Genomic DNA, 24,088 nt, shown 5'->3' on the forward strand with positions numbered 1-24,088 from the left:
AACAATAGATTTTGGAGAAAAAATGACGATTGAAGAAGCATTAGAATGGATACATTCACGTTTAAAATTTAATATTCGTCCAGGACTGATACGCGTTACAGCTCTATTAGAACTCCTTGGAAATCCAGAAAAAGAATTGTCAATGATTCATATTGCAGGAACAAATGGGAAAGGCTCAACCGTTGCTTTTACTCGTAGTATTTTTATGAAGGCCGGTTTGAAAGTGGCTAGTTTTACAAGCCCATTTATCGAAAAGTTTGGGGAACGTATGTCAATCAATGCTCAACCAATGCCTGATGATAAACTGATTTATTACGTTACTTTATTAAAACCTTTGGTTGAAAAATTAGATGCAGATGAAAAATTAACTGGAATTACAGAATTTGAAATCATCACAGCAATGGGATTTAAGTATTTTGCCGATGAAAAAGTTGATTTGGCGGTAATTGAAGTTGGTTTGGGCGGACTGCTTGATAGTACCAACGTTATTACACCAGTTGTTTCTGGTATTACGACAATTGGTTTAGACCATGTAGATATTTTGGGAAATACTTTAGAGGAGATTGCAGCACAAAAAGCTGGAATTATCAAACCAGGTATTCCTGTAGTTACGGGGAATGTCGTTCCTGAAGCCTTTAATGTTATTTGGGATACCGCAAAAAAAAATATGGCACGTCTCTTTCAATTCCGTCATGATTACACTATTGATTTAGAAGATAATGAAAGCTTTAGTTTTTCTATTGATGGTGATAAAATCGAACATATCGAAAAATCTCTTTTAGGATTACATCAAGCAGAAAATGCAGCTATGGCTATTGAATTATCCCTTGTTTACGCAAGAAAAGTAGGAATTGCACTGACAGAAGAACAAATTCGTGCTGGTATTCGTGAGGCTTATTGGCCCGCTCGCATGGAAAAAATTGCTGAAAAACCGTTGACTTTATTGGATGGCGCTCATAATGTTCATGCAATGGAGCGGTTGCTTCTAAATTTGAAGGAAGAATTTGCAGGAAAAAAAATTACGATTATTTTTTCTGCAATTACAACAAAAGATATTTCGCAGATGATTACAATGCTGCAAACAATAGAAAATTCTCATTTGATTTTAACAACATTTGATTATCCTAAAGCACTACATTTAGAAGATTTTAGATATTTGGAAGATGATGATGTAGAATTAGCACCAAGTTGGCAATTAGCTTTAGTCAGAATGAGAAAAAGTTTAAAAGAAGATGAAATTTTGCTAGTTACAGGTTCTCTTTATTTCTCATCACAAGTCCGCGACTTTATGCTGAAAAATTAGAATAATAAGGGGGAAATTAAAATTTTGATCGTTTTAGCTGGTACTATTGGCGCTGGAAAATCAAGCCTTGCGAGGGCTTTAGGAGAACATTTAGGAACAGATGTTTTTTATGAAGCTGTAGATAATAATCCTGTACTTGATTTGTACTACCAAGATCCAAAAAAATATGCTTTTTTATTGCAAATTTATTTTTTAAATAAACGTTTTGAGTCAATAAAAATGGCTTATCGAGAAGATAATAATGTGTTGGACCGTTCTATTTTTGAAGACGAGTTATTTTTAACTTTGAACTATAAAAATGGAAATGTCACAAAAACGGAACTGGATATTTATAAGGAATTACTTGGAAATATGTTGGAAGAACTCGATGGCATGCCGAAAAAACGTCCAGATTTATTAGTATATATTGACGTTTCTTTTGAGACGATGCTTTCTCGCATTAGCCAACGTGGACGTTCTTTTGAGCAAATTGAAAATCAGCCTGAACTAAAAGCATATTATAGTCAAGTACATGATGAGTATCCAGACTGGTATAAACATTATGATGTTTCTCCAAAGTTGAGGATTGATGGAGACCGTATTGATTTTGTCAATAACTCTGCAGATTTAGAAAATATTTTGGCACAGATTGATGAAGAATTACGCCAGCTAAACTTGCTGAACTAGTATTCAAAAAGGAACGAAAATATGTTAGTAGATGCACTTATCGTCATTGATATGCAAAATGGTGTTTTATTAGATAATGAACAAGAAATTTATCGACGGGAACAGCTGATAAACTTGGTTAATCAGCGTATTTCTTTGTATCGCTCACAAGGAAGAAAAATTATATTTGTACAGCACAACGACCCGTGGTTGAAAAAAGATTCGCAAGACTGGAAACTGATTCCTGAATTAAATATTGAGATAGAAAAAGATAACTTTATTGATAAAACACACGCAAACAGTTTTTATAAGACGAATTTGCAAGAGCTTTTAGAAGAAGTAAAAGTAACTTCTCTTGAATTTTGCGGAGCGCAAACCGAATTTTGTGTGAATACAACAGTTGTTATGGCACATGGACTGGGATACAAATGCTATATGAAATCAGGTGCCACTTCTACTTATGATAATGCACAAATGACAGCGAAAGAAACCGTTGAATTTTATGAGGAACATTTATGGAAGGGGAGATTTATTGAGTTTTACTAAATCTAAAAATTTAGGAGTAATATTAGCGACTTTGGCATACTTGCTTTGGGGAGGCTTAGCTCTTTATTGGCATCTTCTTGCACAGGTAAATTCTGGAGTGGTATTTAGCTGGCGCATGGTATCAACGTTGATAACAATGCTATTATATTTTTTTATAACACAAAATTTTCAAAAACTTACTAAAGAAATAAAAACTTTAACAAAGAAAAAATCACATTTTTTACGTGCTTTTATAGCAAGTGTGCTAATTTCTATTAACTGGCTTGTTTATATCTATGCTATTTCAATTGGAGAAGCAACACAAGCATCTATTGGGTATTATATCATGCCACTTTTATCAATTGCTCTTGCTGTTATATTTTTGCATGAAAAAATTGACCGTTTTGCTTTGTTTGCGATTGTTCTTGCTTTAATTGCCGTTATTTTAATGACGGTTGAAAGTGGACAGTTTCCTCTCATTGCACTTATTTTAGCATTCTCATTTGGTTTTTACGGACTCATCAAGAAAAATATTATTCTTTCTTCAGATGTATCCATTACTTTTGAAACCTTAATGATTACACCTTTTGCTATTATTTGGCTGATTTTTTTTGCTCCACATCAGGTGATGACTTTATCAGAAATTATTTATCTTATTTTTTCTGGAGTTATTACTGCAATTCCTTTATTGCTTTTTGCAGAAAGTTTGAAACACGCAAATCTTGCAACAGTTGGCTTTTTGCAATATATCAATCCGACCTTACAAATGTTAATTGCGATTTTTATATTGGGAGAAAGTTTAAATACCAGCAGTCTGCAAAGCATAGTACTTATTTTAATTTCTATCAGTATTTTTAGCATAGGACAGTTTTTATCTATGAAGAAATATGAAAAATCCAAAAATGGATAAGTGAAAATATTTGTTTATATCATTTTTTCTTGCATTAAAAAAATTTTTTTGTTATACTATACAATAGTTCTTAAAGAACTGACCGAAGACAGTAGGGAGCGTAAAGCTATAAACATCCTACCGAGGGCAAACATTTTTAAAAATGATTGAACTCTCTATGTCTTTTGGTCGTAGAGATTTTTATTTAAAATTTTTACGAACAAAATAAAATGGAGGTAAAAAATGAGCGATTACAAAGTAAACGAAGCAACAGTTGCCAAGAAAGCAGAATTAGTTGATGTTTATGCTAAGAAATTTTCTGATGCTGCATCAGTTGTTGTAGCTGATTCACGTGGATTGACAGTTGAACAAGACACACAACTTCGTAAAAGTTTGCGTGAAGCAGGTGTTGAATTTAAAGTAGTAAAAAATTCAATCTTGCGTCGTGCAGCAGAAAAAGCTGGTATCGAAGGAATGGAGTTTTCTGGTCCTTCAGCAGTAGCTTTCTCAAACGAAGATGTTGTAGCACCTGCTAAAGTTTTGAGTGATTTTGCTAAAACAGCAGAAGCACTTGAAGTTAAAGGTGGCGTCATCGAAGGTAAAGTTTCTTCACAAGCAGAAATTGCAGCACTCGCAGCTCTTCCAAGCCGCGATGGACTTCTTTCTATGCTTCTCTCAGTGCTTCAAGCACCTATCCGCAATGTGGCTCTTGCAGTCAAAGCAGTTGCAGAAAAAGAAGAAACAGCTGCATAATTTTTCAAAAGAAAATTTACAGCAAAATTTATATCGGCGGATTAACGCAAAAAATAGAATCTTAATAGGAGAATATTAAAATGGCATTGAACATTGAAAACATTGTTGCTGAACTTGAAGGCGCAACAATCCTTGAACTTTCAGAACTTGTAAAAGCAATCGAAGAAAAATTTGACGTAACTGCAGCTGCTCCTGTAGCTGCTGCCGCTGCTGGTGGAGCTGATGCTGGTGCTGCTAAAGATAGCTTCGACGTTATCCTTGAATCAGCTGGTGACAAGAAAATTGGCGTTATCAAAGTCGTTCGTGAAATCACAGGTCTTGGACTTAAAGAAGCTAAAGCTCTCGTTGATGGCGCTCCAGCACCAATCAAAGAAGGCGTTGCTACTGCAGAAGCTGAAGAACTCAAAGCTAAACTCGAAGAAGCTGGCGCTTCTGTAACACTTAAATAATCAATTTAGTTGATTTGAGTACGAAAACCTATGTTATAAGTCTTTCTTGTTAGTTAAGGCGATGTAAAATGGGTTAGGAAATTTATATTTCCCCCCGCAACCCCCACCAAATTTTAGTTTGGTGGGGGTTTTTGTTTGTTGTTTTTAACTTAAAGAATTAAAAAGCAATGCATTATATCAGGTTATAGAATAATTGTAATAATAATAAAAAATGGGGAGTTAATGTTTGAATATTAATAAAACTATCGCCAATATAAAAAATTTTTAATTTGAATTTTTATTTTTATTGTTATAATTTAGTATAAATGGTTATAAAATTATATTTAAAAATCATTTAAAAATCTATTTTGTAAGGAGAAAATATAGTGGGAGTAAAGAGTGTGGATAACGCTGAAATAGGTAAAAAAGGGTATTTTGTGCGACAAAATAATCAATTTACAGCAACTTTTGGTACAGGTCAAGGAGAATTGCCTGTAGAAGCAGGAAAATATCGCTTGCTTTGGGCGCCTGTTTGTCCTTGGGCACATCGTTCAGTTATTGTTCGTAGTATTTTAGGATTAGATAAAGTAATTAGTTTGGGGACAGCAGACCCTTTACGGCCAAGACTAGACCATATTGATTGGACTTTTACTTTAGATGATGGAGATGTTGACCCAGTATTAGGTATTCATTATATTGGCGAAGTTTATAAGAATGCAGATCCTGATTATCAAAAACGTCCTACGGTACCGGCTTTGGTAGATATTGAAACTAAAAAAGTTGTTGAGAATGATTATCATAATCTTACTTATTATTTTGAACGTGATTGGAAGAAATTTCATAAGAAAGGAGCGCCTGATTTATTCCCTGAAAATCTGGAACAAGAAATACGTGATTTGAACGATATTATTTTTCACGATATCAATAATGGAGTGTATAAAGCAGGCTTTGCTCGTTCACAAGAAGCTTACGAAGATGCCTATGATAATGTTTTTAAGCGCTTGGATTGGCTGGAAGAACGCTTGAGTAAACAACGCTATCTTCATGGTAGCCAGTTAACAGATAGTGACGTTCGTCTTTATACCACTCTTGCACGCTTTGATGTTGCTTACTATGGTTCTTTTCATGTGAATAAACGTCGCCTTATTGACTATCCCAATTTATGGGCATATGCCCGTGATTTGTATCAAACACCAGGATTTGGAGATACAACAGACTTTGAAGCAATCAAAAAACACTATTTTCTTTCTACACATATTGATGTCAATGAAGAAAAAATTAAGATTTTACCTAAAGGACCAGATACTACTGCTTGGCTAGAAGCTAGTGGACGAGCAGAAAAATTTATTTAGGAGAGAGTGATGCAAAACGTAAGATTTAGCGGTGACTTGACAGAGGTAAAGTGGCATGAAGTAGCAGAATTGCTCCATTACTATGGTCTTACTAAACTATCAGAAGAAAAAATTAAGGAATCATTTTTTAATAGTTATCGTTGTGTTTTTGCTTTTGATGAAGATGAGAAACTCATCGGAGTTGTTCGGGCAGTTTCAGATGGTGTTGCTCATGCGGAAATTTATAATTTAGCTTTGGCTGAATCATACCATCATCAGGGAATTGGAGAAAGATTATTTAAAAGTCTAGTTGAGCAACTAGAAGGGATGATTGTCACACTTTATACGCATCCTAAGACAGTAGATTGGTACAAAAATCTCGGAATGTCTCAGTTGAATACAGCACTTGTTTTGTTTTTACCTGAGGAGAAAGAATGGATGCTACAAGAAAAGTTTATTGATGAATAAAAAGGGGAAATGAAAAATGAAAAAAAGAGGAGTGACCTATGCACTTGTGGCACTTAGCATTGTTGTAATGATTGGTTTGAGTGCTTGTTCTAACACTGCAAAAGGTACGAGCCACACCAAGGCGCATCAAAAAATAGTGATTGCAACAGGTGCTTATCCCAAGCCATATGCTTATGAAGAGAATGGGAAACTTAAAGGATTTGATATTGACTTAGCTCGAGCAGTTTTTAAAAACTTACCTCAGTATTCTGTAAGTTTTGAAAAAGTTGAATTTCCTTCAATACTTCCAGGATTAGATACTAATCGCTATCAAATGGGCGCTAATTCTTTTGCGAAAAGTAAGGAACGAGATAAAAATTATCTTTTTTCAGAAGCACTTTATAGTAATCCAATGGGAATTATCGTACCTAAAAACTCAAAAATAAAAGATTTTAATGATTTAGCTGGTAGGAAAACAACTGTAGAACCTGCTGTGAGTTATTCTGTGATCGAGGAAGATTATAATCAACAACATCCAAATCATAAAATTCAATTGAGTTATACCAAAGAAGATGTTGCTAAACAATTTGAAAATGTTCAAAACGGTAAGATAGATTTTAAATTGGAAAGTCTTATTATTGCAAGACAAGTGATTAAAGACCAAGGACTTAATTTGAAGGTGATTGAAGTACCAGAAGGTACAATTAGAGCACGCGCGGCTTATAGTTATTTCATTTTCGCTAAAACAGAAAATGGAAAACATTTATCTGAAAAGGTCAATAAAGTTTTAGATAAATTGAGAAGTGATGGTACTTTAAAGAAGTTAAGTGAAAAGTATTATGGAAAAGATTATATTCCAGATGAGAATGAAGCTCAAAAATAAGGAAAAGGGAAATGGAGTTTAAAAAGGAATTTATTGCTATTCGACATTACATTCATGCACATCCTGAGACGTCAAGTGAAGAATTTAAAACTACACAATATTTGAAAGAAAAATTACTTTCTTGGGGAATTAGAATTGTTTCTACATCATTGGAAACAGGGATTATTGCTGAAATAGGAGATGCCAAGAAAGGGCCTACAATAGCTTTACGTGCGGATATTGATGCTTTGCCTATTTTGGAACAGACGGATTTGGCTTTTAGTTCTATTAATGAGGGTAAAATGCACGCTTGTGGTCATGATTTACATCAAACATCATTGTTAGGTGCTGCTTACAAGTTAAAGCAAAAGGAGGAAAATCTTCAGGGATTGGTAAGATTGATTTTTCAAGCGGCTGAGGAAACACATATTGGTGCTCAAAAAGTAATAAATGCAGGACATTTACAAGATGTGCAAGCAATTATTGGCTATCATAATCATCCAGCATTGTCAGTGGGAACGATTGGACTTCGGGCGGGTGGAATTATGGCAGCTGTTGACCAGTTTGAGGTAAAAGTTCAAGGAAAAGGGACACACGCAGCGCAGCCTCATACAGGAACAGATGTTTTATTGGCAACTAGTGCAATCATTCAAAATTTGCAATCCGTTATTTCTCGTAATTTTTCTCCTTTAGATGCAGCTGTTTTGAGTGTTACACATATGGAAGCGGGAAATACATGGAATGTTTTACCAGATACGAGCTTTTTTGAAGGAACTTTACGTAGTTTTTCAGCAGAAAACCGTGAGAAGTTACGAAAACGTTTTGTAGATATCGTTAAACAAACAGCAGCTACTTTTGAAGTAGATGTAGAGATAAATTTAATTGCTGGACCTCCTGAAACATTTAATGATGCAAAATTAACAGAATGGGTAAAAGAAGCAAGCCAAACGATTGCGACGGTCATTGAGGTGGAACCTTCAACAGCTGGGGAAGATTTTGCTAATTTTCAAAAAGTTATACCTGGAGTTTTTGCATTTATTGGTTCAAATGGAGTAAAGAATGCACCAGCTTGGCATCAAAGTAATTTTATAGTTAGTGATGAAGCGCTTTTTATAGCTATTCAATATTATGTTGCTACGACTGAGATATTATTAGAACATTTGAAAAATCCTAATTGATAATAGTATTTTTATTTAGAATCCAAACAAAAATGGTTTGGATTTTTTTATTTGAGGAAATTTAAAAATAAAAGTATGACATACTTATTTATTGACATTTAAATAAATATGTGATATATTTTTAACATGGAGAACGAAAAAGAGTACTACGAAACAAAGGCAAGTGAGGATGAATACCTTGCTTGGTATAAAAAACAAGATTGGAAAACTTATGATAAACCTGCTATGGCAGTAGATAATGTTATATTTGGTTTTGATCCGAGTGATAATCAATTAAAAATTTTACTAATAGAACGTAAAACTCATCCATTTAAGGGAAAATTTGCACTTATAGGTGGATTCGTAGAACCTAATGAATCAGCAAAAGAAGCAGCACTTCGTGAAACGAAAGAGGAAACAGGAGTTGAAATTGTAGAAGATAATCAAATGTGGCAAATTGGAGCTTTTACTCAGCCTGATAGAGACCCTAGGCAGTGGATAATTTCTATTGCTCATGCAACTTTTCTTTATCCTTTTGTATTACCTCTTGCAGGAGATGATGCGAGGAGTGCAAGGTGGTTTACTGTTGCTAGAAATAGTAATGGTGAACTTGAGTTCTTACATCCGGAAGGATATGTTGCTCTTGATGATTTGGCTTTTGACCATAAAGATATTATCTTAACGACTTTTAAACGTATTAAAGACAGTTTAGATGTGACGCCAGATATTTTGCACGTATTAGGAGATACTTTTTTCTCAACAGATGCTTTAGGTGTTTTGAAGAATTTTGATAAAAAATTTGTAAATTATTCTACGGGAAATTTTGTAAAAACTTATGTGAAAAATAATCCTATTCTCATGGATACAGGGAAGTTTGAGAAAAATCCTAAAGGTGCAGGAAGACCTAAAAAAATATTAAGCCTTAGAAAATGAAAAACGAGTGTGAGACATTCGTTTCACTTTTAAAAAAATAAAAGTATTATATACTTAAAAAAAGGAGAGGATAATGGAAACTAAAAATATTAGTAAACAAAAATTGAGGGGAAAGCAGATTGGTGTTGTTTTTGGAACATTTGCTCCTCTCCATATCGGACATCAGCAGCTTATTTATAAAGCTTTGATGGTTAATGATAGTGCTTTGCTTGTTGTATCAGGTTCTGATGGGGATAGAGGAGATAAGATAGGACTTTCGTTGGAAAAAAGATTTCGTTATCTTCGAGAAGCTTATAATGATGAATTGAATTTGCGTGTGGCTTTGCTCAATGAAAATGGGATGCCAGAATATCCTCTGGGTTGGAAGGAGTGGACCAAAGCTTTTATTGGTGTGATGAGGGAAAGTATTGTAGAAGAATTTGAGAGTGTCACATTTACTATCTATGTCAGTGAGGCTGAATATGTGAGTGAACTTGAAAAGCTATTGCCGAAGAATTGTAGTGTGGAAATAGAAAATCGGCAAGATATTAGTATTTCTGCTACCGAAATTCGTCAGGAACCGATGAAACATTGGGATAAAATCAATCGCGTTTTTCGGAGACATTTTACTAAAAAAGTTTTAATTGCAGGTTCTGCAAGCACAGGTAAATCAACGTTAGTTCGTCGTTTGGCTCGTTCTCTCAATGCTCCATTTTCTGAAGAATATGCGAGACTTTATGAAGAAAAAGCTAATATTACAGATGAGGAACTCACTGTAAGTGACTATGCTAACTTTATTTTGGGACAGAGTGCGGCGAATTATAGAGAAATTTGTAGTCCGTCAAATAGTGGTATCACTTTCTTTGATACGGATGCTATTGTGACACAGACTTATGCGGATTTATATCTTTCTAAGGTGGAAAATGAGCAATTAAAAGATTTATTTGAACTTACGATTGCTAAAGAGAGTTTCGACTTGATTTTGGTTATTCCACCGGTGACAGTTTATATTGATGATGGTTTTCGGAATATGGAATGGGAGGAGAGTCGTCAGGAATATCATAATAAACTTATGGCGCTTTTCATAAAATATGGATTTGAAAATAAAATTGTTTTACTAGATGCACAAGGAAAAACGCCACAAGAAGGATTTTATCTACGTTATAAACAAGCTATTGAGGCAATAAGTACACGATTGAATATAACAATCGCACATTTGAAATAGAAATATGAGGACATATAACATGAACACGAGAAAATTAACTATCTTTATTGAAGGGATTAGAAATAGCTTTAATCCTAAAGTGATTGTAAAAGAATTGACGACACTTACAGGGAAAGATTATCTTTTGCTTACGATTTTACTTGCTTCACAAGTGGTCGCTTATATTTTGTCAGGGACTTTTGATACAATGAGTAATCTGTCACTTATTGTTGGGCTTATTACGATTGTTAACTTGATTTTGGTAAATCGTGGACGACTGACGAACTACACTTTTGGATTAATTTCTACTATCTTTTGGTTTGTGGTTGCTATGCGAACTCATTTGGTTGGTGATATGTTTTCACAGAGCTATTATCTCGTGATGCAATTCATTGGTATTTATGCTTGGCAAAAAGATTTGTCTGAAACGCAGAAAGATGAAGTGACTTCTAAGAAGATTACATTGCCCAAAGCTCTTTTATCAGTTATTGCTTTTGCGATAATCTATGGGATAGTACTTTTAACAAGTCATCATTTGGGAGGGCAACAAATATTTTTAGATGCTTCTTTGCTTCCTCTTGCTATTATTAGTCAATTACTCATGACTTATGGTTATCGTAGTCAGTGGATTGGTTGGATACTTATTGATATGATTAATGTTGTGATATGGTTTAATACTTTGCAGACTACGGGAAGTTCTGTACTTGGAATGTTTATTCTTCAAATTGCTATGCTTATCAATGCTTTCTATGGTGCCTATCTTTGGTTTACGAAAGATTCGGTATCTGATAATAATGATATTTTATCGACTGAATTAGGATGATATGTATTTTGAATAATAATTTTATGTTTTAGAAATATTTCTTTACTTTGTGTATGTGATATAATAAACTAAAAAGAGTGATTTTGATGTCAGGAAGGATGATATGAGTAAATTTAGTTTGGTGATTAGTACTTTTTTTAGTGAAGAAGAAGCACAAAATGTTGCGGATAATCTTGTTAAAAAGCGTTATGCTGCGTTTGCTCATTTGCAGGAAGTGAAAAGTAGTTTTGTTTGGAATGAAAACTTTGAAAATCTAGCCGAATTTAGGCTAGAATGTCTGATATACAGCAGGAAATTTGCTAGTGTAAAAGCTGAAATTAGAGAATTAAGTAGTCATGATTTACCGGAAATCGTGGTTGTTCCTGCAAAGATTGATAATGAAACGGAAAAATGGGTAGATGATTGGCTAGAGGGAGAATTTGAAGATTAAATAAGTCTGGAACTTTCGGGCTTATTTTTTTGTGAAAGAGGGGCGGATAAATGCGAGAAAATATGATAAAATAGGGGCATGGTAAATTTCAAAAAAAATGATGTATTTGAAGCAGATGTGATAGATTTAACACATGAGGGGCAGGGAGTTGTTAAGATTGATGGTTTTACTTTTTTTGTTGATAATGCTTTGCCAGATGAAAAAATTAAAATGCGAGTGACGAAGGTGGGAAAGAGCTTTGGTTTTGGGCGCGTGGAGGAGATGATAAAGTCAACGGATAAACGTGTTTCAGGGCTTAATGTTGATTATCTGCGGACGGGGATTGCAGATTTGGGACATTTGATTTATTCTGAGCAGTTGATTTATAAGCGCCAACAAGTTGTTGAATTGTTGAAAAAAACGGCTCGGAAAGTTGATTTTCCTGTGGCTGAGACTTTGGGGGCTAAAGAAACAGTTGCTTATCGTAATAAGGCACAAGTACCTGTTCGGATGATAAATGGAGAATTAACAACAGGTTTTTATCGGAAAAATTCTCATGATTTGATTCCAATTGAAGATTTCTATATTCAGGCGCCTGAAATTGATGCGCTGATAAAGTTTTTGCGTGATAAGTTTAGAGTGTTGAAAATTTCGGCTTATGATGAAAAAAAACGTCAAGGTTGGTTACGTAATATTGTTGTGCGTCGAGGATTCCATTCTGCTGAGATGATGTTGGCTTTGGTTGTGACTTCTGATAAAATTCCTTTTGATAAGGTAAAATTTCTGAGTGATTTACTGGAAAGTTTTCCAGAATTAAAGTCAGTTCAGTTGAATATCAATCGTTCTGAGGGAAGTTTTATTTTAGGAAAGAAATTTCTTACTTTATTTGGTGAGGATTTCATCACAGATACAATGTTGGGAAAGAAATTTGAGATTTCTGCGGCTGCTTTTTATCAAGTGAATACTGCTCAAGCTGAAAATTTGTACACTATCGCTTATGATTTCGCGGAATTATCATCATCAGATGTAGTGATTGATGCTTATTCTGGAATTGGAACGATTGGGCTTGCCATGAGTGATAAGGTAGCTGAGATTTATGGAATGGAAGTTGTTCCTGCTGCGGTTGAAAACGCGAAACATAATGCTCTATTGAATGGTGTGAAAAATGCACATTATGAAGTTGGTAGTGCGGAAATGGTGATGCCAAAATGGAAAAATGCAGGGATAAAAGCTGATGTTATCTTTGTTGACCCACCGCGAAAAGGTTTGGATGATTCTTTCATAGAGACGGCAACAGCAATGTCTGCACGAGCTATTATTTATATTTCTTGTAATCCTGCCACTTTTGCGCGTGATGTGGTGCGGATTGAGGAACGTGGTTATCTGTTGAAAAAAGTGCAACCTGTGGATTTATTTCCACAAACGCATCATGTGGAATTGGTGGCGAGATTTGAGAGAGTATGAAAAATGAATGAGAAAGAATTAAAATTTATCGAAAAAGCAGGATTTTTAGCTGAAGATTTTCGTGGAAGTTGGGCTTTTGGTGATTCCAAGGGAATGGCGGATGAACTTGCTGAACTGGTACTTGCAGGAAAAAAAACGGCGACGGCGAGTGCAGTTGCTGGTTATGAAGAAGATGAAGAATTTCCTGCGGCGGATGGAAAGTTGGATTTGTTGCTTGATGGAGATGAAAATCCTGTGGCAATTTTGAGGAATATCAAAGTTGAACGTGTGATTTTCAGTGAAGTAAGTAAAGAACAGGCTTTTAAAGAGGGGGAAGGAGACAGAACTTTGGCTTATTGGCGGCGCGTTCATAAGGAATTTTGGCGTGCATTTGATTTATTTTCGCCAGATATGGAAGTGTTGACAGAAGAATTTGAAGTAGTTTATAAGGAAAAATAATGTTAAGAATATCACAAATAAAATTGTCTATTGATGATGATATAACGAAAATTAAGAGTTTAATTTTAAAGAAATTGCGACTTAAAGATGCTGATTTACTGGATTATCGGATTTATAAGGAGTCGATTGATGCGCGTCATAAGGGGCAGATTAACTTTATTTATACAGTAGATGTTGCTGTGAAAGATGAAGAATTCTTTTTGAAGAAAAAGATTTCTAATCTGGCTTTGGCACCTGATTTGACTTATAAAGAGCCTGTAATGGGTGAAAATAAGATGACGACACGTCCGGTTGTGATTGGCTTTGGACCAGCTGGTATGTTTTCTGCTTTGCTACTTGCTCAAATGGGTTATCGTCCGATTGTCTTGGAACGTGGACAAAAAGTGGAAGATCGTGTTGCGTCAATTAACGAGTTTTGGACGGAAGGAAAGCTCAATCCGCGCTCAAATGTGCAATTTGGTGAAGGTGGGGCTGGGACTTTTTCTGATGGAAAATTAACCAGTCGTGTGCGTGATTTGCGTGGACGAAAAGTGCTGGAAGAGTTTGTTGCAGCTGGTGCGCCAGAGGATATTTTGTATCATGCGCATCCTCATGTGGGGACGGATTTGCTTCGTGGTATTGTGAGAAATATTCGGGAGAAAATCATTGAATTGGGTGGAGAAGTGTATTTTGATACTCAAGTTCGTGATTTTGTGATTGAAAATGGACAGTTGCAAGAGCTCGTGCTGGAAAATGGCGAGAAAATAGTGACAAAACAGGCTGTTCTTGCGATTGGACATAGTGCAAGGGATACTTTTTCTGCATTATATGAAAAAGGTGTGAAAATTACGGCTAAGCCTTTTGCTGTTGGTGTGCGGATTGAACATCCACAGGAGGTCATCAATAAGGCGCAATATAAGGAATTTGCTGGTCATAAACGTTTGGGTGCGGCAGAATACCGTTTGACATATAAGGCGAGTAATGGGCGCGGTGTCTATACTTTTTGTATGTGTCCTGGTGGAGTTGTCGTGCCTGCAGCTTCTGAGACTGGACGTTTGGTTACTAATGGGATGAGTGAACATGCACGTGATGCTCAAAATGCAAATAGTGGGCTTTTGGTGCAAGTCTTTCCTGAGGATTTTCCTTCTGAGCATCCTTTGGCTGGTGTGGAATTTCAGCGAAAATTGGAGGAGAAGGCTTTTGAATTGGGCGGTGCGACTTATCAAGCGCCTGCGCAGTTGGTGGGTGATTTCTTGGCTGGACGGGCTTCAAGCGAACTCGCTTCAGTGAAGCCAAGTTATGCTTTGGGAGTTGTACCAACAGACTTGCGGAAGTTATTTCCAGATTATATTAGTTCGGCGATGCAGGAGGCTTTGATTGGCTTTGATCATAAGTTGCATGGTTTTGCGATGGCGGATGCTGTGATGACAGGTGTGGAATCTCGTTCGTCTTCTCCTGTGCGGATAAATCGGGATGAGGAAAATTTTCAGTCGTTGACGGTTGCTGGTTTATATCCGAGTGGTGAGGGTGCTGGATTTGCTGGTGGAATTGTGTCGGCGGCGATTGATGGTTTGAAATGTGCGGAGGCTTTGATTTCAGAATTTGCACGTCCTGAATTGGAGGACTGAGGAAAATGAAGAAACATCAACACAAACATGATTATGAGCAGGAATCGGCAGATTATTATAATCAGATTGCTGAAAAATTTGACCATACTTTTGATGGTTTTCTGTCTGGCTTTTTTAAACGATTTATTGTGAAACATTTGGAATTGGCGGATGCTATGAGTGTTTTGGATATTGGCTGTGCAAACGGAACTTTATTGTCAATGTTGGCTGAACGGGCTAAGATTTTTGGGACAGGGTTGGATATTTCTGAGGGAATGGTGCAGATTGCGCGGAAATTGCATCCTGATTTTACTTTTCAGCAAGGTTCGGCAGAGGTTTTGCCTTTTCAGGATGCGACGTTTGATGTGCTGACTTGTTCGGCGAGTTTTCATCATTTTCCTAATCCTTCTGAATTTTTTGCTGAGGCTGGGCGAGTTTTGAAATCTGATGGACGTTTGGTAATTGCTGAAATTTATATTCCTGTGGTGACGCGCGCTTATAATTGGCGGATTCGACGGTTTAACACTGAGGGGGATGTGAAAGTTTATACACCAGCTGAGTTGGCGGAACTTTTTGCGGAAAATGGTTGGCGGATTGTGAAGCGAAAAATTTTCTTGCAAATTCAGTATTATGAATTGAAAAAAATGTGATTTATGGGTTTTGACAGATTAATTTATTCGAAAAAGACTGCTGCTAAAGCATTCAGGCTTTTTGACAGTTCTGTCAAAATTTTTTGCCTCATAGAAAGAAGAAAAAATGAATGATTTTTCTGATATTTTGCTAAAACAGCGTGAATTTTTTGCGTCTGGACGGACGCGAGAGCTGGATTTTCGTTTGAAAAATTTGACAGAACTGTCAAAATGGATTGTGGCTCATGATGGTGAGATTTTGACAGCTTTGAAAATAGATTTGAATAAGGCAGCTTTTGAAAGTTATGCGACAGAAGTCGGTGTGGTGCTAGATGAGTTGCGATTGACGAAAAAAAGTTTGACAGCTTGGTCAAAAGTGAAACGTGTTCCTGCAAATCTAAAAAATTTTCCAGCATATGGAAAAATCTATCCTGAGCCTTACGGTGTGGCTTTGATTATGGCGCCGTGGAATTATCCTTTTCAGCTGCTGATTGACCCGCTGATTGCTGCGATTGCCGCGGGAAATTGTGTGATTGTCAAACCGGCTGAGGAAGCTCCGGCAACCAGTCACTTGATTGCAAAAATGTGTGCGGAAATTTTTTCTGACAGTTTTGTCAGTTGCGTGGAAGGGGACAAAACGGTAGCTGAAGCACTTTTACAGCTTCATTTTGACAAGATATTTTTTACAGGAAGCCCTGCTGTTGGTAAAATTGTCATGCGTAGCGCGAGTGAATTTTTGACGCCAGTAACTTTGGAGCTTGGTGGGAAAAGTCCTTGTATCATTGATGAAACTGCCAATTTGAAACTGGCAGCGCGCCGGATTGCCTGGGGAAAATTTTTAAATGCTGGACAGACTTGTGTGGCGCCAGATTATCTCCTGATTGACGAAAAAATCAAGAAAATTTTTTTGACAGAACTGTCAAAAACTCTGATGGACTTTTATGGCAATGCACTGACAAATAATGACTATCCTAAAATTATCAATGAGCGCCATTTTGCTCGCTTAGTTGCTTTGATGACAAATGAGCAGATTTTTCTGGGCGGACAAACAGATGAGCTGAGCAGAAAAATTGCCCCGACCATTCTTGATAATGTCAGCTGGGATGCGCCAGTGATGCAAGAAGAAATTTTTGGTCCGCTCCTGCCAATCCTTACTTACAAACAAAAAGAAGAAGTTATTGAACAAATCAATTCCCGTCCAAAACCACTTGCCTGCTATATTTTCACAGAAAATAAGAAAAATGAGCAGTATTTTCTTAAAAATCTCTCATTTGGTGGTGGTTGCGTGAATGATACAGTCGTCCATGTATCCGTTTCCAGCTTGCCTTTTGGCGGTGTCGGAAATAGTGGAATGGGCGCTTATCATGGCAAGGCAGGTTTTGATTGCTTTACGCATTACAAATCAGTATTGTACAAATCTAAAAGAGTCGATATTCCCCTGCGTTATCCGCCATACAAAGAAAAATGGCTTCGTTTATTAAAAAAATTATGAGAAAAAATCAGACTTTAGCCCTTAAAGTTTGAGCTAGATTTATGCTATAATTAAGACAACGAAAGTTCTAGTGCAAGAGATTTGACGAGGATAAAAAATGGAAAAAGAACCTAAAAATTTTAAAGCAAGTATTTTTTTTAAATGGTTTGTCAACAATAAAGTAGTGACAATTCTCGCGATTATCTTGCTTTTTTTACTCAATGTGATGTTGCTGGATAAAGTTGGTTTTTTATTTCAGCCAATTGCTGATTTTATAACGATTGTTTCGCTTCCTCTAGTACTTGCTGCTGTTTTTTATTACCTGCTCAATCCCATTGTCAATTTTCTGGAAACGAAAAAAATTCCGCGGATTGTGACGATTATTATTCTCTTTTTAATCATTGCAGCGTTGATTGTTTGGGGCTTGGTAGTTGCTATTCCTAACATTGCCAATGGTTTGGAGAAATTTGCAGCTTCTGTACCACATTATGTGGATTTGGCGCAAAAGCAGATTAATTCTCTCTTGCAAAATCCTCGATTTGCACAATTTCGCCCACAGTTGGACAATGTTTCAGATTCTATCGCCAAACAGTTGATTGAATGGTCCAAAAATTTCTCCACTTCGGCTGTAAATTCAATCACAGATATCATTGGGAAAACGACAAGTGTCTTGATTTCATTGGTAATCTTTCCCTTCGTTCTCTTTTATCTCTTGCGTGATGGTAATCGCCTCAATGGTTATGTTTCACATTTGCTTCCAATTAATTGGCGCGCTGATGTATCAAAAATGCTCCATGAAATTAACAGTCAACTTTCAAATTACGTGCGCGGACAGGTTTTGGTCGCTTTTGCAGTTACCATTATGTTTTTGATTGGCTTGCCAGTGATTGGACTACGTTATGCTGTGGCTTTAGCGATTGTCGCTGGATTTTGTAATCTCATTCCATTTTTGGGATTTTACATTGCCTTAGTTCCTGCGGTGATTGTGGCGCTGGCAACTGGCGGACCTTTCATGCTTGTCAAGGTACTGATTGTCTTTATTATTGAGCAAACGATTGAAGGACGGTTGGTTTCTCCGTTAGTGCTTGGGAAATCCTTGGCAATTCACCCGATTACGATTTTATTTGTCTTGCTCACAGCAGGAAAAATCTTTGGCATTTGGGGCGTTCTATTGGGAATTCCATTTTACGCAACGATAAAAGTTATCGTCGTGCGTATTTACGCGTGGTACCGCGAAAGTTCTGACTTCTATCAAGAAAAAAATGATATAAAAATTGAATAAAAGTTTTTGACAAAACTGTCAAAAACTTTTAAAGTGAAAAAATGATAAGGAAAACATAAAATGTCTTATTCAGAAGATACAATAGATTTTTTACACAAGGGAGATTTGGTTGGAATGCACAATAGCCTTGCCAAAGCCCTAAAAAATGACAGTTCAGAATTGCTCGCCGACCTCGCTGAATATCTGCAAATGATGGGCTTCATTGATGAAAGTCATCAAGTTTATGACAAGATTTTGGCAGATAATCCAGCCACAACAGATTACTTAATCAATCTTGCTGAGATTGCGGAAGATGATGGCGACCTTGACCAAGCACTGGACTATCTCTATCAAATTCCCGCCAGCGATGAAAATTACGTCGCAGCGCTTGTCAAAATTGCCGATTTGTACCAGTTTGACGGCGATTTTGACACAGCTATCAGTAAACTTGAAGAAGCGCGCGCACTTTCAGATTCTCCTCTTGTTACATTTGCCCTTGCCGAATCATATTTTGAACAAGGTGATTATGCCAAAGCAATCAATGATTATGCAAAACTTTCCGAACGTAAAATTTTGCATGATACAAAGATTTCGATTTATCAGCGGATTGGCGAAAGTTATGCGCAATTAGGAAATTTTGAAAATGCCATTTCTTTCTTAGAAAAATCTTATGAATTTGATAAAAATCCTGAAACACTTTATAAAACAGCGCTACTTTATGGAGAAATTCACAATGAAACGCGCGCTCTAAGCATTTATAAACGTCTTGACGGCTTGGATATTGACTTCCTCAGCTACGAACTTCCCTACGCTCAAACTCTCGAAGTTGACAATCAATTTGATAAAGCGCTAGAAATCGCTCAAAAAGGACTTGTCAAAACACCCAATTCCGTTCCTTTATTGCATTTTCTCTCAAAAATAAGCTATAAACTTAAACAGAAAGAAGAAGCCGAGCGCTATTTGATGCAAGCATTGGATTTCCCAGAATTGCATGATGAAACTGTTTTTTTGCTTGCCAACCTTTATTTTGCCGAAGAAGACTACGAAGCAGTTCTCAATCTTGTTCCTATGCTTGAAGACGAACATTTACTTGCAAAATGGCTGTTTGCTCAAGCGAATGCAGCGTTGGAAAATGATGCTGAAGCTCTTGCACTTTATGATGAATTAGCAAATTCTTCCCTGATAGAAAATCCAGAATTTTTATCAGACATGATTCATTATCTCTTAGAAATTGGACAACAAGAAAAGGCGCAATCCTTTATTTATCACTACTTAGAATTAGAACCAGATGATGAAAATATGAGAAGTTTACTTGATGAGTAAACTTTTTTCTTTTCAAATTTTTTGACAGAACTGTCAAAAATAGTGTTAGTAAAAAAGTCAAACATTTTTTACTAAATTTATTTTATTTATGAATTTTCAGATAATTCTTGCTTTATTTCCGAAGAAGTGATAAACTAATATCATTAAAAAATTCTATGAAGGTGATTAAGAATATGGAATTCAAGTATAATGGCAAAGCAGAAGAAGTTGAGCTAAATAAATACTCAAAAACATTGACACAAGATGAAACCCAACCTGCCACACAGGCAATGTTCTACGGCATTGGTTTTAAAGACGATGATTTCGCAAAAGCCCAAGTCGGTATCGTCAGTATGGATTGGGACGGAAACCCATGTAATATGCACTTGGGACAGCTCGGCGGACAAATCAAGAAATCAGTCAATGCGACAGATGGACTTGTTGGCTTGCAATTTCACACAATTGGAGTCTCAGATGGGATTGCCAATGGGACAGACGGAATGCGTTACAGCCTCGTCTCACGTGAAGTTATCGCCGATTCGATTGAAACAAATGCTGGCGCAGAATACTATGATGCTCTCGTAGCTGTACCAGGTTGTGATAAAAATATGCCAGGCTCTATTATTGGCATGGCGCGCCTCAATCGCCCGTCCATCATGGTTTACGGTGGCACGATTAAACCAGGTAAATACAAAGATTATGAATCCCTGAATATCGTCAGTGCCTTTGAAGCCTTGGGTGAAAAAATCAAAGGCAGTATCTCTGATGAAGATTATCATGGTGTGATTTGCAATTCAATCCCTGGAGCAGGTGCTTGTGGCGGGATGTACACGGCAAATACCTTGGCATCTTCCATCGAAGCACTTGGTATGAGTTTGCCATACAGCTCATCAAATCCAGCTGTCAGTCCTGAAAAACAAAACGAATGTGATAATATCGGCCCAGCAATCAAATTGCTCCTCGAAAAAGATATCAAACCAACAGATATTATGACGCGCGAAGCTTTTGAAAATGCGATTACGATTGTCATGGTTCTTGGTGGCTCTACCAATGCCGTCTTACATCTTCTTGCTATGGCAAATGCCGTTGATGTGCCACTCACGATTGACGATTTCCAAAAAATTGCAGATAAAACACCAATGTTAGGAAATTTCAAACCTTCTTACAAATACATGATGGAAGATATGCACAAGATTGGTGGTGTCCCACGTGTGATGAAATATTTGCTTGATAAAGGAATGCTTCATGGCGAATGTTTAACCGTCACAGGAAAGACAGTTGCCGAAAATCTGGCGGATATTGAGCCACTTGAATTTGAAACACAAGATATTATTTTCCCACTTGAAAAACCAATAAAAGTAACAGGACATTTGCAAATTCTTTATGGAAATCTTGCTGAAGGCGGTTCTGTAGCGAAGATTACTGGTAAAGAAGGTGAAAAATTCACTGGAACAGCACGTGTCTTTGATGGCGAACAACATTTCATTGAAGGAATTGAAAGTGGACGATTGCACGCAGGCGATGTTGCAGTCATTCGCAATATCGGTCCAGTCGGCGCTCCGGGAATGCCTGAGATGTTAAAACCAACATCAGCCTTGATTGGTGCAGGACTAGGTGAATCATGTGCCTTAATTACAGATGGACGCTTTTCTGGTGGAACTCATGGTTTCGTCGTTGGACATATCGTTCCTGAAGCCGTTAATGGTGGACTGATTGGACTTGTTGAAGATGATGATATTATTGAGATTGATGCGGTCACAAATAAAATCAACCTCCTAGTATCCGATGAAGAAATCGCCAAAAGACGTGTGAAATATGTCCTACCAGAACCAAAAGCAAAACGTGGTGTACTTTATAAATACGCGAAAACAGTACTTGATGCCAGTCATGGATGTGTGACTGATGCTTAATAACAATTATTTTATGGAAAATTATTAAATATACAGAGGGGAGTGTCCATGTGAAAAAAATTAAATTAGAAAAACCAAAATCAGGTTCTCAGCTTGTTCTTGAAACCTTGAAAGAACTCGGTGTGGACATTATCTTCGGTTATCCAGGAGGAGCAATGCTTCCACTCTATGATGCTATTCATGGTTTTGAGGGTATTCAGCACATTCTAGCGCGTCATGAGCAGGGAGCAACACATGAAGCAGAAGGATATGCTAAATCTTCTGGAAAAGTGGGAGTTGTTGTTGTTACAAGTGGACCAGGAGCAACCAATGCAGTGACAGGAATTGCTGATGCTTATCTGGATTCCGTTCCCTTGATTGTCTTTACTGGACAAGTTGGCAGACCTTCGATTGGTAAAGACGCATTCCAAGAAGCAGATACGGTTGGAATTACCGCGCCTATCACGAAATACAATTATCAAATTCGCTCAACAGAGGATATTCCTAGAATTGTCAGAGAGGCTTATCATCTCGCAACAACTGGACGTCCGGGACCTGTTGAGATTGACTTACCAAAAGATGTCTCCACGATAGAAGTTGATGAAATTAACGACCCTAGCATTTTCTTACCAAATTATCATGAAACAGAACATGCAGATGAACAATCATTAAAAGAAATTCTCACAGCACTTTCTCAAAGTAAAAAGCCAGTCATCATCGCAGGTGGCGGTATCAACTATGCTGATGCAACAGAAGAATTACGGACTTTCGTTGAGAAGTATCAAATTCCAGTTGTTTCAACCTTATTAGGACTTGGGACTCTTCCGATAACTGATAAGTTACAACTTGGAATGGGAGGAATGCATGGTTCTTACGCGGCAAATATGGCACTTGTTGAAGCAGACTACATCATCAATCTAGGTTCTCGTTTTGATGACCGTCTAGTTTCCAATCCTTTACGTTTTGCTGAAAATGCGAAAGTTGCTCATATTGATATTGACCCAGCAGAGCTTGGAAAAATTGTAACAACAGATATTCCAGTTGTTGGAGATTTGAAAGAAGCACTTGCAAAACTTAATGCTTACGATAAAGTTCCTACAGATTACGCTTCATGGGCAAGTCATGTTTTGAAGAATAAAGAACGCGCACCTTTTGCCTATGAAGATACGAATGATTTTATCAGACCACAGAAAATGATTGAATTGATTGGCAAATACACAGATGGTGATGCGATTATTGTCACAGATGTTGGGCAACATCAAATGTGGACTGCGCAGTATTATCCTTATAAAAATGCACGTCAGTTGATAACTTCTGGTGGTATGGGAACGATGGGCTTTGGGATTCCGGCAGCTATTGGTGCAAAACTTGCCAATCCTGATAAAAATGTCATTTGCTTTGTCGGAGATGGTGGTTTTCAGATGACCAACCAAGAACTTGCGATTTTAAACGGCTATAAAGTCCCCATTAAAATTATTTTAGTAAATAATCATTCACTTGGAATGGTGCGACAATGGCAGGAAGCTTTCTATGAAGAACGCCGTAGTCAATCTGTCTTTGATGAAGAACCTAATTTTCAGCTCCTTGCTGAAGCTTATGGAATTAAACATGTCAAACTTGCCAATCCAGAAACCTTAGAAGAAGAGTTGCAAGTTATCAATGAAGATGTACCAATGTTAGTTGAAGTTTTGATTTCTAAGGCAGAAAAAGTTTTGCCAATGGTTCCAGCGGGCATGCACAACGATGAAATTTTAGGTGTTGTTTTTAAAGATGAGAAAAAGGAGGTGCCTGAATGCGCAGAATGATAGCAGCAAAACTCCACAATGTGACAGGAATTATGAACCGTTTCACCGCCGTCTTCAATCGCCGACAAATCAACGTTATTTCAATCACAGCAGGTGTGACAGAAAGTCAAGAAATGACACATTCAACTTTTGTCATTGAAGTAGATGATTTGGAAGAAGTGGAGCAAATCATTAAACAACTTGAACGTTTGATTGATGTGATTGAAGTTGAGGATATTACAGATATTCCGCACGTTGCTCGTGAAGTTGTGCTGATAAAAGTCACAGCACCACCTTCCAGACGTGCTGAGATTTTTACAATGATTGACCCTTTTAGGGTAAATGTTATTGATGTCAATCGTGACAATATTACCATACAACTTACAGGAGATTCAGCGAAGATTGAAGCATTGATTGATGTCGTTGAACCTTACGGTATTTTGCAAATGGCGCGTACAGGTACAGCTGGTTTTGCAAGAGGTTAAATTTTAACAGTATATTTTTTGATAAGTCTGTCAAAAAATATTTCTGTCAAATTTGATGAGATGATAATCATCTTTTCAGATTTGACAGAAA

At 36.9% G+C, this 24,088-nt stretch carries 24 protein-coding genes and 1 other annotated feature; all 24 genes read left to right on the plus strand.

Going from position 1 to position 24,088, the window contains the following annotated elements; translation table 11 throughout:
- Positions 1-22 precede the first annotated feature (22 nt).
- The 24 genes from KJS36_RS06975 to ilvN all read left to right on the plus strand — a co-directional run bounded on the left by KJS36_RS06975 (position 23) and on the right by ilvN (position 23,997).
- Positions 23-1,303 (plus strand): bifunctional folylpolyglutamate synthase/dihydrofolate synthase, encoded by a 1,281-nt coding sequence (locus tag KJS36_RS06975; protein WP_213536039.1) that lies wholly within the window; start codon positions 23-25, stop codon positions 1,301-1,303.
- Between the two features lie 21 nt (positions 1,304-1,324).
- On the plus strand, positions 1,325-1,969 hold the full coding sequence (locus KJS36_RS06980) for a deoxynucleoside kinase (RefSeq protein WP_213536168.1): 645 nt from the start codon (positions 1,325-1,327) through the stop codon (positions 1,967-1,969).
- A gap of 21 nt (positions 1,970-1,990) precedes the next feature.
- Entirely contained in the window at positions 1,991-2,494 is a 504-nt protein-coding gene (locus KJS36_RS06985) for a cysteine hydrolase family protein (RefSeq protein WP_213536042.1), read from the plus strand.
- Positions 2,481-3,383, plus strand: a complete 903-nt coding sequence (gene rarD / locus KJS36_RS06990) for an EamA family transporter RarD (protein ID WP_213536044.1) — start codon at positions 2,481-2,483, stop codon at positions 3,381-3,383. The genes KJS36_RS06985 and rarD overlap by 14 nt, the downstream gene beginning before the upstream one ends.
- Before the next feature lie 64 nt (positions 3,384-3,447).
- Positions 3,448-3,575 (plus strand) — a sequence feature (ribosomal protein L10 leader region).
- 30 nt (positions 3,576-3,605) lie between these two features.
- Complete coding sequence (gene rplJ / locus KJS36_RS06995) at positions 3,606-4,115, plus strand: 50S ribosomal protein L10 (RefSeq protein ID WP_213536046.1); 510 nt, start codon at positions 3,606-3,608, stop codon at positions 4,113-4,115.
- Between the two features lie 80 nt (positions 4,116-4,195).
- On the plus strand, positions 4,196-4,564 hold the full coding sequence (gene rplL / locus KJS36_RS07000) for a 50S ribosomal protein L7/L12 (protein ID WP_213536049.1): 369 nt from the start codon (positions 4,196-4,198) through the stop codon (positions 4,562-4,564).
- A gap of 365 nt (positions 4,565-4,929) precedes the next feature.
- Positions 4,930-5,895, plus strand: coding sequence for a glutathione S-transferase family protein (locus KJS36_RS07005; RefSeq protein ID WP_244842809.1), 966 nt, complete (start codon positions 4,930-4,932; stop codon positions 5,893-5,895).
- A gap of 9 nt (positions 5,896-5,904) precedes the next feature.
- Positions 5,905-6,342 carry a GNAT family N-acetyltransferase gene (locus KJS36_RS07010; RefSeq protein ID WP_213536051.1) on the plus strand — a complete coding sequence of 146 codons (438 nt, stop codon included), beginning with the start codon at positions 5,905-5,907 and terminating at the stop codon, positions 6,340-6,342.
- 16 nt (positions 6,343-6,358) lie between these two features.
- Positions 6,359-7,204 (plus strand): transporter substrate-binding domain-containing protein, encoded by an 846-nt coding sequence (locus tag KJS36_RS07015; RefSeq protein ID WP_213536053.1) that lies wholly within the window; start codon positions 6,359-6,361, stop codon positions 7,202-7,204.
- Positions 7,205-7,215: 11 nt separating this feature from the next.
- Positions 7,216-8,361 carry an amidohydrolase gene (locus KJS36_RS07020; protein WP_213536055.1) on the plus strand — a complete coding sequence of 382 codons (1,146 nt, stop codon included), beginning with the start codon at positions 7,216-7,218 and terminating at the stop codon, positions 8,359-8,361.
- Positions 8,362-8,487: 126 nt separating this feature from the next.
- Complete coding sequence (locus tag KJS36_RS07025; RefSeq protein ID WP_213536057.1) at positions 8,488-9,273, plus strand: NUDIX domain-containing protein; 786 nt, start codon at positions 8,488-8,490, stop codon at positions 9,271-9,273.
- A gap of 73 nt (positions 9,274-9,346) precedes the next feature.
- A complete protein-coding gene (locus KJS36_RS07030) occupies positions 9,347-10,477 on the plus strand; it encodes a nicotinamide-nucleotide adenylyltransferase (protein WP_213536059.1) in 1,131 nt (376 codons plus the stop codon).
- A 19-nt stretch (positions 10,478-10,496) separates the two neighbouring features.
- Positions 10,497-11,279, plus strand: coding sequence for a nicotinamide riboside transporter PnuC (pnuC, locus tag KJS36_RS07035; RefSeq protein WP_213536061.1), 783 nt, complete (start codon positions 10,497-10,499; stop codon positions 11,277-11,279).
- A gap of 103 nt (positions 11,280-11,382) precedes the next feature.
- Positions 11,383-11,709, plus strand: a complete 327-nt coding sequence (gene cutA, locus KJS36_RS07040; protein WP_213536063.1) for a divalent cation tolerance protein CutA — start codon at positions 11,383-11,385, stop codon at positions 11,707-11,709.
- A 78-nt stretch (positions 11,710-11,787) separates the two neighbouring features.
- On the plus strand, positions 11,788-13,152 hold the full coding sequence (rlmD, locus tag KJS36_RS07045) for a 23S rRNA (uracil(1939)-C(5))-methyltransferase RlmD (RefSeq protein ID WP_213536066.1): 1,365 nt from the start codon (positions 11,788-11,790) through the stop codon (positions 13,150-13,152).
- Between the two features lie 3 nt (positions 13,153-13,155).
- Positions 13,156-13,590 carry an ASCH domain-containing protein gene (locus tag KJS36_RS07050; RefSeq protein ID WP_213536068.1) on the plus strand — a complete coding sequence of 145 codons (435 nt, stop codon included), beginning with the start codon at positions 13,156-13,158 and terminating at the stop codon, positions 13,588-13,590.
- Positions 13,590-15,197, plus strand: coding sequence for an NAD(P)/FAD-dependent oxidoreductase (locus KJS36_RS07055; RefSeq protein WP_213536070.1), 1,608 nt, complete (start codon positions 13,590-13,592; stop codon positions 15,195-15,197). Before KJS36_RS07050 ends, KJS36_RS07055 begins: the two co-directional genes overlap by 1 nt.
- Positions 15,198-15,202: 5 nt before the next feature.
- On the plus strand, positions 15,203-15,826 hold the full coding sequence (locus tag KJS36_RS07060) for a class I SAM-dependent methyltransferase (RefSeq protein WP_213536072.1): 624 nt from the start codon (positions 15,203-15,205) through the stop codon (positions 15,824-15,826).
- Positions 15,827-15,932: 106 nt separating this feature from the next.
- Complete coding sequence (locus KJS36_RS07065; RefSeq protein ID WP_213536074.1) at positions 15,933-17,297, plus strand: aldehyde dehydrogenase; 1,365 nt, start codon at positions 15,933-15,935, stop codon at positions 17,295-17,297.
- A gap of 97 nt (positions 17,298-17,394) precedes the next feature.
- A complete protein-coding gene (locus tag KJS36_RS07070) occupies positions 17,395-18,558 on the plus strand; it encodes an AI-2E family transporter (RefSeq protein ID WP_213536076.1) in 1,164 nt (387 codons plus the stop codon).
- 60 nt (positions 18,559-18,618) lie between these two features.
- Positions 18,619-19,860: a tetratricopeptide repeat protein gene (locus tag KJS36_RS07075; RefSeq protein ID WP_213536078.1), complete on the plus strand. Its 1,242-nt coding sequence runs from the start codon at positions 18,619-18,621 to the stop codon at positions 19,858-19,860.
- A gap of 173 nt (positions 19,861-20,033) precedes the next feature.
- Complete coding sequence (ilvD, locus tag KJS36_RS07080) at positions 20,034-21,749, plus strand: dihydroxy-acid dehydratase (protein ID WP_213536081.1); 1,716 nt, start codon at positions 20,034-20,036, stop codon at positions 21,747-21,749.
- Positions 21,750-21,799: 50 nt separating this feature from the next.
- Positions 21,800-23,533 carry an acetolactate synthase large subunit gene (locus KJS36_RS07085; RefSeq protein WP_213536083.1) on the plus strand — a complete coding sequence of 578 codons (1,734 nt, stop codon included), beginning with the start codon at positions 21,800-21,802 and terminating at the stop codon, positions 23,531-23,533.
- Positions 23,521-23,997 (plus strand): acetolactate synthase small subunit, encoded by a 477-nt coding sequence (ilvN, locus tag KJS36_RS07090; RefSeq protein WP_213536085.1) that lies wholly within the window; start codon positions 23,521-23,523, stop codon positions 23,995-23,997. Before KJS36_RS07085 ends, ilvN begins: the two co-directional genes overlap by 13 nt.
- Positions 23,998-24,088 lie beyond the last annotated feature (91 nt).

Origin of the sequence: Lactococcus nasutitermitis, assembly GCF_018403765.1 — a bacterium.
Classification (GTDB): domain Bacteria; phylum Bacillota; class Bacilli; order Lactobacillales; family Streptococcaceae; genus Lactococcus; species Lactococcus nasutitermitis.

What these genes read in the sequence shown, in the direction of transcription:
- KJS36_RS07020 (WP_213536055.1), top strand. Translation starts at nt 7,216, where the DNA reads ATGGAGTTTAAAAAGGAATTTATTGCTATTCGACATTACATTCATGCA.
- KJS36_RS07025 (WP_213536057.1), top strand. Translation starts at nt 8,488, where the DNA reads ATGGAGAACGAAAAAGAGTACTACGAAACAAAGGCAAGTGAGGATGAA.
- KJS36_RS06985 (WP_213536042.1), top strand. Translation starts at nt 1,991, where the DNA reads ATGTTAGTAGATGCACTTATCGTCATTGATATGCAAAATGGTGTTTTA.
- rlmD (WP_213536066.1), top strand. Translation starts at nt 11,788, where the DNA reads ATGGTAAATTTCAAAAAAAATGATGTATTTGAAGCAGATGTGATAGAT.
- KJS36_RS06975 (WP_213536039.1), top strand. Translation starts at nt 23, where the DNA reads ATGACGATTGAAGAAGCATTAGAATGGATACATTCACGTTTAAAATTT.
- KJS36_RS07015 (WP_213536053.1), top strand. Translation starts at nt 6,359, where the DNA reads ATGAAAAAAAGAGGAGTGACCTATGCACTTGTGGCACTTAGCATTGTT.
- KJS36_RS07070 (WP_213536076.1), top strand. Translation starts at nt 17,395, where the DNA reads ATGGAAAAAGAACCTAAAAATTTTAAAGCAAGTATTTTTTTTAAATGG.
- KJS36_RS07055 (WP_213536070.1), top strand. Translation starts at nt 13,590, where the DNA reads ATGTTAAGAATATCACAAATAAAATTGTCTATTGATGATGATATAACG.
- KJS36_RS07030 (WP_213536059.1), top strand. Translation starts at nt 9,347, where the DNA reads ATGGAAACTAAAAATATTAGTAAACAAAAATTGAGGGGAAAGCAGATT.
- rplL (WP_213536049.1), top strand. Translation starts at nt 4,196, where the DNA reads ATGGCATTGAACATTGAAAACATTGTTGCTGAACTTGAAGGCGCAACA.
- cutA (WP_213536063.1), top strand. Translation starts at nt 11,383, where the DNA reads ATGAGTAAATTTAGTTTGGTGATTAGTACTTTTTTTAGTGAAGAAGAA.
- rplJ (WP_213536046.1), top strand. Translation starts at nt 3,606, where the DNA reads ATGAGCGATTACAAAGTAAACGAAGCAACAGTTGCCAAGAAAGCAGAA.
- ilvD (WP_213536081.1), top strand. Translation starts at nt 20,034, where the DNA reads ATGGAATTCAAGTATAATGGCAAAGCAGAAGAAGTTGAGCTAAATAAA.
- pnuC (WP_213536061.1), top strand. Translation starts at nt 10,497, where the DNA reads ATGAACACGAGAAAATTAACTATCTTTATTGAAGGGATTAGAAATAGC.
- KJS36_RS07010 (WP_213536051.1), top strand. Translation starts at nt 5,905, where the DNA reads ATGCAAAACGTAAGATTTAGCGGTGACTTGACAGAGGTAAAGTGGCAT.
- KJS36_RS07050 (WP_213536068.1), top strand. Translation starts at nt 13,156, where the DNA reads ATGAATGAGAAAGAATTAAAATTTATCGAAAAAGCAGGATTTTTAGCT.
- KJS36_RS07065 (WP_213536074.1), top strand. Translation starts at nt 15,933, where the DNA reads ATGAATGATTTTTCTGATATTTTGCTAAAACAGCGTGAATTTTTTGCG.
- KJS36_RS07075 (WP_213536078.1), top strand. Translation starts at nt 18,619, where the DNA reads ATGTCTTATTCAGAAGATACAATAGATTTTTTACACAAGGGAGATTTG.
- ilvN (WP_213536085.1), top strand. Translation starts at nt 23,521, where the DNA reads ATGCGCAGAATGATAGCAGCAAAACTCCACAATGTGACAGGAATTATG.
- KJS36_RS07060 (WP_213536072.1), top strand. Translation starts at nt 15,203, where the DNA reads ATGAAGAAACATCAACACAAACATGATTATGAGCAGGAATCGGCAGAT.